This is a genomic window from Williamsia sp. (assembly GCF_036566845.1).
Classification (GTDB): Bacteria; Actinomycetota; Actinomycetes; order Mycobacteriales; family Mycobacteriaceae; genus Williamsia.
This window is the reverse complement of record NZ_DATCVM010000036.1, coordinates 1-12,071: the sequence shown is the minus strand read 5'-3', so window position 1 is coordinate 12,071 and position 12,071 is coordinate 1. Positions and strand designations below refer to the sequence as shown.

The 12,071-nt window shown below is 62.9% G+C and carries 11 protein-coding genes and 1 pseudogene; 11 read left to right on the top strand and 1 reads right to left on the bottom strand.

Annotated elements, in window-relative coordinates:
- The first annotated feature begins 185 nt into the window (after positions 1-185).
- Together VIQ49_RS02980 and VIQ49_RS02975 are read left to right on the top strand one after the other, a co-directional pair.
- Positions 186-866: a tyrosine-type recombinase/integrase gene (locus VIQ49_RS02980; protein WP_331880578.1), complete on the top strand. Its 681-nt coding sequence runs from the start codon at positions 186-188 to the stop codon at positions 864-866.
- Between the two features lie 129 nt (positions 867-995).
- A pseudogene (locus VIQ49_RS02975) lies at positions 996-1,259 on the top strand (ATP-binding protein); the annotation flags it as partial.
- Between the two features lie 269 nt (positions 1,260-1,528).
- Here the strand turns inward: VIQ49_RS02975 and VIQ49_RS02970 are convergent.
- The gene (locus tag VIQ49_RS02970) at positions 1,529-2,194 is read right to left on the bottom strand and encodes a response regulator transcription factor (protein WP_331880576.1); all 666 of its coding nucleotides are present in this window, start codon (positions 2,192-2,194) and stop codon (positions 1,529-1,531) included.
- Positions 2,195-2,268: 74 nt separating this feature from the next.
- Between VIQ49_RS02970 and VIQ49_RS02965 the strand changes: the two genes are divergently transcribed.
- The 9 genes from VIQ49_RS02965 to VIQ49_RS02925 form a co-directional block, all read left to right on the top strand.
- On the top strand, positions 2,269-3,555 hold the full coding sequence (locus VIQ49_RS02965) for a HAMP domain-containing sensor histidine kinase (protein ID WP_331880574.1): 1,287 nt from the start codon (positions 2,269-2,271) through the stop codon (positions 3,553-3,555).
- Between the two features lie 258 nt (positions 3,556-3,813).
- Positions 3,814-5,079 (top strand): cytochrome P450, encoded by a 1,266-nt coding sequence (locus tag VIQ49_RS02960; RefSeq protein ID WP_105387442.1) that lies wholly within the window; start codon positions 3,814-3,816, stop codon positions 5,077-5,079.
- Positions 5,080-5,107: 28 nt separating this feature from the next.
- Positions 5,108-6,328, top strand: a complete 1,221-nt coding sequence (locus tag VIQ49_RS02955) for an NAD(P)/FAD-dependent oxidoreductase (RefSeq protein ID WP_105387443.1) — start codon at positions 5,108-5,110, stop codon at positions 6,326-6,328.
- 89 nt (positions 6,329-6,417) lie between these two features.
- A complete protein-coding gene (locus VIQ49_RS02950) occupies positions 6,418-6,738 on the top strand; it encodes a 2Fe-2S iron-sulfur cluster-binding protein (RefSeq protein ID WP_105387444.1) in 321 nt (106 codons plus the stop codon).
- A 202-nt stretch (positions 6,739-6,940) separates the two neighbouring features.
- Entirely contained in the window at positions 6,941-7,351 is a 411-nt protein-coding gene (locus tag VIQ49_RS02945) for an SCP2 sterol-binding domain-containing protein (RefSeq protein ID WP_079626737.1), read from the top strand.
- A 36-nt stretch (positions 7,352-7,387) separates the two neighbouring features.
- Positions 7,388-9,016, top strand: a complete 1,629-nt coding sequence (locus VIQ49_RS02940) for a fatty acid--CoA ligase (protein ID WP_331880560.1) — start codon at positions 7,388-7,390, stop codon at positions 9,014-9,016.
- A gap of 46 nt (positions 9,017-9,062) precedes the next feature.
- On the top strand, positions 9,063-10,169 hold the full coding sequence (locus tag VIQ49_RS02935; RefSeq protein WP_331880557.1) for an NDMA-dependent alcohol dehydrogenase: 1,107 nt from the start codon (positions 9,063-9,065) through the stop codon (positions 10,167-10,169).
- A gap of 390 nt (positions 10,170-10,559) precedes the next feature.
- Positions 10,560-11,645, top strand: coding sequence for a BtrH N-terminal domain-containing protein (locus tag VIQ49_RS02930; RefSeq protein ID WP_331880554.1), 1,086 nt, complete (start codon positions 10,560-10,562; stop codon positions 11,643-11,645).
- 10 nt (positions 11,646-11,655) lie between these two features.
- Positions 11,656-12,071 (top strand): transglutaminase-like domain-containing protein (locus VIQ49_RS02925; protein WP_331880551.1); only part of this gene is annotated, 416 nt, incomplete at its 3' end.

Here is a 12,071-nt window from a genome sequence, read left to right as displayed (position 1 = left end):
TGGCACAACACAGCGCGTCTGCACGGCTACCTCAACGACCTACCGCCCACAGAGTTCGAAGCCATCTTCTACGCTACGAAACGGACCGACCAACCCCTGGTCGAAATCCAATAGCCCGAGCCTCCACCGGAACCAGAGCGTCTCAGTTCGGCTTCGCCGCGCTGCGCCACCCCGAGCACGCCGAGGTGATCCAACGGGTCTTGGCGATACCGGCCAAACGGTTCGACAAGCAGCTCATCACCTTTCTCACCGCGACCGAGATCGACGCTCTCATCGCCGCGCCGGACACCGATCGATGGGAAGGCCGCAGAGACCGTGCGCTACTGCTGTTGGCAACCCAGACCGGCCTCCGGGTCTCGGAACTGACCGGTCTCAACTGCGGCGACATCTCCTTCGGAGACGGATCGAGTGTTCGCTGCCTGGGGAAAGGCCGAAAGCGCCGCGCGGTTCCCCTGACGACGACTACCCAAGCAGTGCTGCGTATCTGGCTCACCGAGCGTGGTGACGTCCCCGATCAGCCCCTGTTCCCGACCCGGACCGGACGGCGGCTCAGCACCGACGCGGTCGAACGGCTCGTCCGATTGCACGCGGTCACCGCTGCGCGAACGTGTCCCACGATCCGACCCGCCGAACTACACCCGCACGTGCTGCGGCACACCTGCGCAATGTCGCTGCTGCACGCCGGAATCGACACTTCGGTCATCGCTCTATGGCTTGGTCACGCCGACATCCGATCAACCGGCATCTACCTGCACACCGACCTCACCATTAAGCAGCGAGCACTCGATGCGATGACCTCGCCCTCGACCAAACCCGGCTGCTACCGCCCGCGCGACAAGCTGCTCGTCTTCCTCGAAGGCCTATAACTATGCCGACCAGAACGAATGCACTAGTTCCGAGATCACCACCTCCGCAACCAGTTCGACACCCCCGCCGGCACGAGTCGGCATAGTCACGGGGTCGGCATAGGTCGATCTATGCCGATGTCGGCATAGATCGACGAACTCGGCTTCGCTCCGCTCGACGACACCGGCACACAGCTGTTGTTCCGACTGGTCGCCGGCGCCTACGAACGCCGCTCACTGGCCATCGGATCGCACTGGCCCTTCGAACAATGGGGACGCTTCCTGCCCGAGCAGACCACCGCCGTCAGCATCCTCGATCGCCTGCTGCACCACGCCACCGTCGTCATCACCGACGGCGACTCCTACCGCATGAAAGACGCCCAACACCGGAAGGAGCAACCCACACCAACCTAGGAACTACCGCACGGGGCGGATACTTTCATCTGGCCACCAGCGGATACTTCAACTTGGCCATTGACAAGATCGAGGTTTAGAGACGTGTCGTGTCCGACAGAGCGGACCCCGCGGCCGGGTCTGGCCCATCGACGACTCCTCGGGGTGGTTCAGCACCGCGCCTGCGGTCATCGGCTAGCGGAGGAATTTGACCTGTCTCCCGTTGGCCCGTGCCGGGAAGTGTCTACGCAGGTCCTGCTACACCCACAGTTGCCACCGGTGCGCACGGTTCAGTGGTCGAGTAGTCCGTAGCGCCCGGCCAGCGCGGCGGCCTCGATCCGGTTCCGGGCACCGATCTTCTGAATCAAGCTTGCGACCATTCTCTTGGTGGTTCGCTCGCTAACGTGCATTCGAGCAGCGATTGCGTTGATCTCCAGCCCCTGCGCCAATAGGCTCCAGAGCTTGATGAGGTGCTCGCCGAGATTATCTAGTATTTCGTCATCTGGACTGTGGTTGCTGACGAGAAGCCGGTCCAGCAGCTCGGGGTTTACGACCTTCATGCCGGTGGCGATGACCAAGAGCGGCGCCACCAGTGCGTCTGCGTCGGAGGTCTTCTGCAGGAATCCGTCTGCTCCCGCTCGCAGAGCTCGCTCAGCCAGCGACAGGTCGTCGGTGCCAGACAACGCCAATATACCCGTCGACGGGTAAGCGCCACGTAGTCCTGTGATGGCGTGCACCCCGCCGCGTGGTGGCAGGGTCAGGTCGATTGTGGCGATGTCTGCGCGGTGTTTGCCGACTAACGGGACGGCGTCCTCGCTGCTGCTGCCTATTGCTGCGACGTGGAACAGACTGTCGGCCCTGGAGGTCAAAAGCAATTGCAAACCCTGTGCAAAAAGGGCGTGGTCGTCCACGATGACTACGACGAAAGGCGCCGGGCGCGAGGTCAATCCCGTCATATCTACCTTTCCGCGGAAGCTGTGGATACCACGTGCTAGAACGCTGTGTCGAGGCCGGAGGATTGGGTAACGAAATGAACAACAATCTCACCACGATCGGTGGCGGCGCGGTTCAGTGGCGCGAACCCGAACGGGTCATCGCCGTATTAAGAGTTCTGGTGGTCGTCAGTCTTGCCTTGCTGGTTGCCTTTGGTACGCCCGTCAACCGGACGTATTTGACGTTCGGTTGTATTCTCATCGGGTTGGCCGGGGTGTACGCGATTTATGTACTCCGCGCAAATCTTCGTGGTCGTCCGCTGTCACAGGGCTGGATGACGGCCGTCGACGTAGCACTCACGGTGTTGCTCACGGCGGCGACCGGGGGGGCGTCCAGCATGGTTGTTGCGTTGATTCCGTTAGCGGTGGTGGCCAGTGCCGTTCGGCAGGGTTTAAAGTCCGCGATGCTCGCGGCTCTTGGCACGGGCGCGCTGTTTGCTGCGGTAACGCTGGCCGTGAGCCGTCCAGAGATTTCTCTGCATCACCGGATCGAGGTCGCCCTTTGGTGGTGCTGCTATTTCGTTGCCTTTGCCGTGCTCACCGGATCTCTGCGACGCGTGCTCGACCGTGAGCACGAGCGCACCGTGCGCGCCAAGGCCGAGGTGATGGCAGAGCATGCCGAGGCTGCCGAGGAAAGGGATCTGCGGGCACGCCTACTCGAGGTGCAGCGGCTGCGTGAAGAAGGTCTGCGGGTGCTGCTGCATGAGTTTCGTACTCCTGTGTCGTCCCTGGCGGCGCTGGCACGATCACTGACTGTGCCCGGCCGATTGGACGCCGAGCGCAGGGACGAGGCGATCAACTTGGTGGCGGCGCACGCTCGCCACCTAACGGACATGCTCGACGGCCTCGCTGACCTCGCTATTGAGACAGGGAATCCGCGGGGAATCCCGAGAATCCGCCGGACCTTCGTGCAGGACCTGGCGCAAGCATCATTGACCTCAGCGGGTATACCCGCTGAGCACAGCACAGTCTCCCTCGAGCCGTCGGGTGCGCTGATCTACTGCGACGAGCACCGCGTGCGCCGAATCATGACGAACTTGCTCGAAAACGCCCACCGTCACGGGAGCAGCCGTGTGGTCGATCTTCGCATTGTCTGCACTCGGTCCTCGCTGACGCTGGAAGTGGGCGATCGCGGCCCTGGACTGCTGACCGCCAAGCACACGTCGGCAATCCTTGGGCGCGCCAGCTCCGACGAGCGCGCCCCGGTTGAGGGCTTGGGGCTGTGGATCGTAGAGCAGCTAGTGAGTGCGCTGGGCGGCACATTTTCGCTTGAGCCTCGTGAGGGGGGCGGCCTGCTAGCCCGGGTGGTAATTCCTCTCAGCTGATTCTGCGATGGTTTTTCATCGGCTGCGGTGCGACGGTATGCGCACGAGACGCGGTTGGCCCGCATGGGCCAGAGTTGGCACGGATGCCCTGCGCAGTGAACCGGGTCACTTGTGCAGGCTAGATGCAGCACAGAACACAAATGTGGGCAACGCGAACGATGAAAAATCCCACGTACCCAAACGGTGGAACGCCGGTGAGACCCGCCACAGCGTTCGTCGCCTCTGTGTGGGCCGGGTCATCGACATTGAGGAGCAACAGTGAACAAGACTTCTGTGGCCGTTAGCGGACCCGATTCGGAAGCCGCTCACGCGGTCGCTCTGGAGGACATCGATGTCAGCGATCCGGAACTGTACCGAAATTACACGTGGCAACCGTATTTCAAGCGTCTACGGGAAGAGGATCCGGTCCACTTCTGCAAGGACAGCATGTTCGGCCCATATTGGTCCATTACCAAGTTCGCGGACATCATGCAGGTAGATACCTCACCCGAGATCTTTTCCTCCGAGGCGAAGTTCGGCGGCATCACCATCATGGACGACAACGCGGCGGCCAGCCTGCCGATGTTCATCGCGATGGACCCACCCAAACACGATGCGCAGCGCCTGGCGGTCAGTCCGATCGTGGCACCGGAGAACCTCGCCAAGATGGAGCTAGTCATCCGTGAGCGCACCGCGAGTTTGCTTGACGGTTTGCCTCTCAATGAGACCTTCGACTGGGTCCAGAATGTCTCGATCAACTTGACCACACAAATGTTGGCGACCTTGTTCGACTTTCCCTGGGAGGACCGCGCCAAGTTGACACGTTGGTCGGATGTGACGACGGCCATTCCCGGTGCCGGCTTGATCGAGTCCGAGGAACAGCGGATGAGCGAATTGCTCGAGTGCGCCGCTTACATGACAGGGCTGTGGAACGACCGCGTCAACGCCGAACCGCGTAACGACCTCATCTCGATGATGGCGCATTCGCCGGCAACCCGAAACCAAACACCGGAAGAGTTCCTGGGCAACATCCTGCTGCTGATCGTCGGCGGTAACGACACCACCCGCAATTCGATGACGGGCGGCGTCGTAGCTCTCAACGAGTTCCCAGATGAGTATCGCAAACTGTGCAGCAACCCTGCCCTGGTCAGTTCCATGGTGCCCGAGATCATCCGTTGGCAGACTCCGCTGTCGCACATGCGCCGCACCGCTTTGACCGACACCGAGCTCGGGGGGAAGTCGATCCGCAAGGGCGACAAGGTCGTCATGTGGTATGTGTCGGGTAACCGCGATCCGGAGGCCATCGAGAATCCGGATGCCTTCATCATCGATCGTGCCCGACCGCGCCATCACCTGTCATTCGGGTTCGGGATCCACCGCTGTGTCGGTAACCGCCTGGCCGAGTTGCAGCTGAGAATCGTGTGGGAGGAGCTTCTCAAGCGTTGGCCCAAACCGATGCAGCTCGAGGTCGTTGGAGCCCCCACCCGGGTGACGTCGCCGTTCATCAAAGGCTACGAGTCCCTGCCCGTGCGCATCAACGTCTGATGCGGCGAGTTCGAGGAGATGACGCCAAATGAGCCAAATCGTCCTCGTCGTCGGCGGCGGTCAAGCCGGCGGGCAGGCAGTGACCAGCCTGCGGTCAAACGGATTCGACGGACGGATCATTCTCATCGGCGCGGACTCGATGTTGCCCTATCACCGGCCCCCGTTGTCGAAGGCATTCCTGGCCGGCAGCCTACCGGTGGAGCGACTGTTTCTGCGGCCACCGGCGTTCTATGAGAAGGCTCGGGTCGACGTGATGCTCGGGGTCTGCGTCACTGGGATGGATGCCAGCCAGCGGCAGGTGACGCTCGACGATGGACGCGAACTCGAGTTCGACCGGCTGGTGTTGGCTACCGGTGGCCGGCCCCGCCCCTTGTCCTGCGCTGGTGCGGATTCTCCGATACTGCATTACCTGCGCACCGTGGCCGACGTCGAGGGCATCCGTGCGAAGTTGCGGCCCGGGGCGCGGCTGGTGCTGATTGGCGGGGGCTACATCGGTCTCGAGATTGCCGCCGTCGCGGCGAAGCTGGGATTGCTGGTGACCGTCGTGGAGGCCGAGCCCACGGTGCTGGCCAGGGTCACCTGTCCGGACGTGGCCCAGTTCTTCGAAGCCGAGCATCGCCGCGCCGGGGTCACGATTCGATGCGCGGCGACGGTGACGGGCATCGAGCAAGTCGGGTCTGCGGCGCGGGTCCTGACCGCCGACGGTGAGAGCTTCGCCGCCGATCTGGTTATCGCAGGTATCGGACTGCTCCCGAATGTCGAGTTAGCCTCGGCTGCGGGTGTGACGTGCGACAACGGTATCGCCGTCGACGAGTTCTGTCAGACCTCGGAGCCGGGTATTTACGCTGCAGGTGACTGCACACAGCACCCCAGCGAGGTCTACGGCTGCCGACTGCGGCTGGAGTCGGTGCACAACGCGATCGAGCAGGCGAAGACCGCCGCCGCGGCGATCTGCGGTAGCGCCAAACCCTATCGGCAAGTGCCCTGGTTCTGGTCGGATCAGTACGATCTGAAGTTGCAGACCGCTGGCCTGAACCGCGGTTATGACCAGGTAGTGATTCGTGGCGACCCCGACACCAGATCGTTCGCAGCGTTTTACTTGCGCGACGGTCGAATGCTGGCCGTGGATGCGATCAACCGGCCGGTCGAGTTCATGGCGGCCAAATCGCTGATCGCCGAGCGCGCCGTCATTGACGTAGAAAGACTTGCCGATGATCGCATCCCGGCCCAGGCGCTGGCCTCTCGATAGTCCCGCTCGACTGGGTGCTGCACTTTTTCCACTATCCAATATCCAACCCACACCGGCGACCGTAGTCGCCCTCACTGCAAAGGACTGAAATGACCAAGATCACCTACGTAGACCACAACGGAGCATCCAGAACCGTCGATGGGATGGACGGCGAGTCTCTGATGGAAACCGCAGTATCGAACCTGGTGCCGGGCATCGACGGTGACTGCGGCGGTGCGTGTGCCTGCGCCACCTGCCACGTGCACGTCGAAGCCGACTGGCTCGACAAACTACCGCCGATAGAGCCCACCGAAAAGTCCATGCTGGAATTCTGCGAAGGCGCCGACGAGACGTCTCGGCTGGGCTGCCAGATCAAGATCGGCCCAGCTCTCGACGGCATCGTGGTCAGCACTCCAGTTGCTCAGCACTGATTAGGTGGACTTGGGCCGGCGCAGTGGTGAGGTGCGGTTAACAGCACCGGATTGCGTCGTCGGCGCGAAGCGGCAGATGAGCGGCGGGCGTGGGTCGAAGATGTCGTAATGGCGGGTCCGACGGGGGCGATGAGCCTCGATTGAGCGTGACTGTTCGCGCGCGGTTGTTCATTTGTGACAACGAGTTTGGTGGAGGTTGATGATGGCGGTGTTCAAGGATGAGGACGAGGTCTATACCTTTCTGGCTGGAATCTTTCGGCGGGGCCTGGAGAAGGAGGGGCTGGCGGATAAGCTCGTGAATTCGGGTGTGGTGTTGCGGGTGCATTACACCGATCCGGACGCAGTGGTGACGGTGGACATGCCGAACAAGGTGGTGCAGACGGGAGCGGGCAGTACCGCGGTGCCCAATGTCGAGCTGTTCATGTCGGCGGACACCGGGAACAAGTTCTGGTTGGGGAAGGTGAACCTGACGATGGCGATGGCCAAGGGAACGGTGCGCGCGAAGGGTCCGGCGGCGAAGTTGATCAAAATGATCCCGCAGGCCAAGAACCTGTTCCCGGAGTACCGGTTGCTGTTGCAGAACGAGAATCGGCAGGACCTCATCGATGTGTGACCGGCGCTTCACGGTGGGCTGCAGGACGGGCGTGCGATGAAGAGCACCATGCAGGATGTTCCGTTGACGGTGGCCGGGATCGTGCGCCATGCCTCGACGATCCATGGTGATCGCGATGTGCTGACCGCGCGGGGGCCCGGACAGATCTCTCGGGTGTCCTACCGCGAGGTGGGGGAGCGCGCGGCACGGCTGGCGAATGCGTTGCGCGAGATCGGCATTCGTGGAGATGAGCGTGTCGCGACGCTGCAGTGGAGCAACCAGGAGCATCTGGATGCTTACGCGGCGGTGCCGTCGATGGGCGCGGTGCTGCACACGTTGAATCTGCGGCTGCCGCCGGAACAGCTGACGTGGATCGCCAATCATGCCGAGGATCGGGTGATCATCGCCGACGGTACGGTGCTGGGCCTGTTGGCGGCGGCGTTGCCGTCGATGACCTCGGTCCGCACGGTGTTGGTGACCGGCACGGGTGACCTTGCCGCGGTCCAGGGGTGCGGAAAGGACGTCCTTCGTTACGACGATGTGGTGGCCGCCCAGCCGAGCACGTTCGACTGGCCCGACGTCGACGAGCGGTCGGCCGCCGCGATGTGCTACACCAGCGGTACCACCGGGCACCCGAAGGGTGTTGTCTACAGTCATCGTTCGACGTGGTTGCACTCTCAGGCGGCGTGCACCTCGAATGCGTTGGGCGTCGGTCATGACGACACGGTGTTGGCGATCGTTCCGATGTTCCACGCCAACGCGTGGGGGTTGCCGTACGCGGCGATGATGGCGGGGGCGCAGCTTCTGCTGCCTGACCGTTTCCTGCAGGCGGCGCCTTTGGTGGAGATGATCGAGGTGGTCCGGCCGACGATGGCGGGCGCTGTTCCGACGATCTGGACCGACGTTCTGCACTATCTGCGCGACAATCCCGGCCACGATGTGAGTTCGCTGAAGTTGGTGGCTTGCGGTGGTTCGGCGGTTCCGCGGTCGTTGATGACCGCCTATGACGAGCTGGGCGTCCGCATTGTGCAGGCCTGGGGGATGACCGAGACGTCCCCGCTGGCCGCGGTCGCATTGCCGCGGAACAGCGACACCCCGGAGAGGTCCCTTTACCTGCGCGGAACCCAGGGCCGGGTGGTGGCCGGTGTGCAGGCCCGCATCGTCGACGACGCCGGCGCCGAGCAGCCCTGGGACGGAAAGTCGGTGGGGGAGATTCAGATCCGCGGCCCGTGGATCACCGGGTCGTATTACGAGCATGACACTTCGGCGGTGTCGCCGGACGGGTGGTTGCGCACCGGAGACGTCGGGACGATCAGCCCGGATGCGTTCATCACGCTGACCGACCGTTCCAAGGACGTCATCAAGTCCGGGGGCGAATGGATCTCCTCGGTGGAGCTGGAGAACGATTTGGCCGCTCACCCTGCGGTGCGCACCGCCACCGTGATCGGGGTTCCCGATGACAAGTGGCAGGAACGACCGCTGGCGGTGGTCGTCCTGGCTGCCGACCGCACCGCCACCGCCGCGGAATTGACCGAGTTCCTCCGTCCGCGGGTGGCCAAGTGGTGGCTACCGGAACGGTGGGCGTTCGTCACCGACATTCCGCTGACCTCCACCGGCAAGTTCGACAAGAAGAAGCTGCGCCGCCAGTACGCCGACGGTGACCTCACCGTCGAGACACTGGCGTGAATCATCAATCCACTGCGACCGAAACATCGACGTTGAGGAGACACACATGAAGACACGCGCTGCAGTGCTCTGGGGCCTGGGAGAGAAGTGGGAGGTCGAGGAGGTCGAGTTGGATCCGCCCGGCCCCGATGAGGTGCTGGTCCGGTTGACCGCGACCGGGTTGTGCCATTCAGATGAGCACCTCGTGACCGGTGATCTGCCCATTCCGTTGCCCGTCGTCGGTGGCCACGAGGGTGCCGGCACCGTGGTGGAGGTGGGTGCGGGTGTCGAGAACGTCGCCGAGGGCGATTCGGTGATCCTGACGTTCCTGCCGTCGTGTGGGCACTGTTCCTATTGCGCGCGGGGGATGGGCAACATGTGCGACTTGGGTGCGGCGCTCATGATGGGACCCCAGATCGACGGGACTTACCGTTTCCATGCCCGCGGTGAGGACGTCGGCCAGATGTGCCTGCTGGGCACGTTCTCGGAATACACCGTGGTCCCCAAGGCGTCTCTGGTCAAAATCGACCAGGGGACACCGCTGGACAAGGCGGCGTTGATCGGGTGTGGTGTGACGACCGGGTACGGGTCGGCGGTGCGCACCGGTGAGGTGCGTGCCGGGGACACCGTGGTCGTGATCGGCGCTGGCGGCATCGGCATGAATGCGATTCAGGGCGCCCGCATCGCGGGCGCGTTGACCATCGTGGCTGTCGATCCGGTGGCGTTCAAGCGTGAGCAAGCTGGCGGTTTCGGCGCGACGCATGCCGTTGCCACCATCGATGAGGCCTGGTCACTGATCAGCGACATCACCCGTGGCAAACTCGCCGACGTCTGCGTCTTGACCACCGACGTCGCCGAAGGGGCCTACACCGCTGAGGCGCTATCACTGGTCGGTAAACGCGGCCGTGTGGTCATTACCGCGATCGGACACCCCGAAGACACCTCGATGTCGGGCTCACTGCTGGAATTGACGCTCTACGAAAAGCAGATCCGCGGCGCCCTGTACGGCTCGTCGAACGCCGCCCACGACATCCCGCGGCTCGTCGAACTCTACAACTCCGGACAACTCAAACTCGACGAGCTGATCACCCGTGAGTACACCCTCGATCAGATCAACGACGGCTACGCCGACATGCGATCAGGCCGCAACATCAGAGGACTCATCCGATTCTGATACAGGAGAACAATCCGGGGGCGGAAGGAGCTGCAGTTTGCACGCTCGGTGCAACGGTCGGACAGGTGTCGTCGAGTGGCTTTCTCGCGGTGCCGCCTCAGTGCGGAGCCAACGGGGTGAACATCGTGTATCCACAGCCGTACGCGGTCAGTGTGTTCGGCCGAGGATTCTCGCAGTTACTGATCTTCGCGCCGCGACTGTCGATCCACACATGATGTCGAGGACCGTGAACACTCGATCTGGTCGGCGGACCGGTGGCACGCCGTCAAAGCGTTGGAGTGTTCCGCGCCTGCTACCCGAGTTTCACGCCTGCGGTACTCGGGCAACCGCCTGGTGATGCGAACTCCTGCAGAGGTTTACAGTGCCAATAAGATGCGCAAGGAGGCGGCTATGGCGAAAGTTCAGATTCCCTATCGGCATAGAATGGGAGGGCATTGCGGCTCCGGTGCGCTTCGTGACCTCAGTGAATGGGCCGAACTCGGTTGGGGCACCGAGGCATTGAGTGAAGGACTGGTCTTCGCCCTCGGCGGAGCCCTAGACTTCTCGTACGTCCGATCTGCACAGTTGTTTCCCCAGGTGTACCTGGTCGGACGAGGAAGCGACCTGGAGCGCGATTACCTCACCCGGGTCGGCGCCAACTTCGTCGTGCAATCCACCGATGACCCAGACGAGGGATGGGCATTTGTGACCGGCGAAATCGACGAGGGCCGGCCGGTCATGGTGTGGGCGGACATCGGCGAACTTCCCTATCTGCGCGTCCGACTGCAGATGAGCCGCCACGACATCGTCATCGTCGGATATGACGACGAACAACGCGTGGCCTACGTAGTCGACAACGACCGCGACACGACCCAACTGGTTCCCTATGACGCTCTACGGCGAGCACGTTCGTCAGTCGGGTTCCCTACGCCAACCCGACACACCACCTATCACGTCGACTGGCCGGACCAAGTGCCCGACCTTCGTCCGATTGCGGGCGCCGCGCTCGCTGCGAGCGCAGCGTTCATGCGAGGTGACGCCGCGGGCGCGCCGCTACTGCGCGTCGAGGCGGCTGACGTCGAATCATCGGGGTTGAACGGCGTGCATGACTTCGCCGCTGACTTGCGTCGTTGGCCAACGCTGTTCGACGACGATGCACTCGCCGCAGCACTGTTCGGCCTCGGAGCGTTCATCGAGAAAGCCGGCACCGGTGGTGGACTCTTTCGTACGTTGCAGGCGCAGGGTTGCCAGAGCATCGCCGATCAACTTGATGACGCGGCCGCTGCCGACGCTGCTGCGGCGGCTAGACACGCTTCCGAGGCGTGGTCTGCGCTCGCGGCAGCTGCCACGAACGTCGATGCCCCGCTGCGAAGCAGGAGCCTAGCCACGGCCGATGTCGCCGCCATGATCCCGGAGGCAGAGGTGCGTCTCGTCGAAGCCCTCGAAAAAGCCAGTCGATCGGTCAGCGCCGTTGAGATCGACATCGAATCCAACTGAAAGGCACTGTATGAGCGAAATTCCGAGTGATTCCACGTTCTTAGAGACATCGGAATTCCTGGATTGGCAGCACGACGATGTTCAGCGTTTCACCGACGAAGCGGTGGGTGACGCCCGTGCCCCTGTGGAGAAGGCAAGGTTGATCTTCGCCGCGGTGCGAGACAGGATTTGGTACGACCCCTACAGCACAGACGACGACCCCGAGCATTATCGGGCGAGCTATGTAGCGACGGCGTCGAAAGCGTATTGCGTACCGAAGGCGGTGCTGCTGACCGCGGCAGCTCGCGCGGCAGGCATTCCCGCCCGGCTGGGATTCGCAGATGTGCGGAATCATCTGCAGACCCCCACGTTGCGTGCCCGGATGGGGGGCACCGACTTATTCGTTTACCACGGATACAGCGAACTACGACTCAACGACCGTTGGGT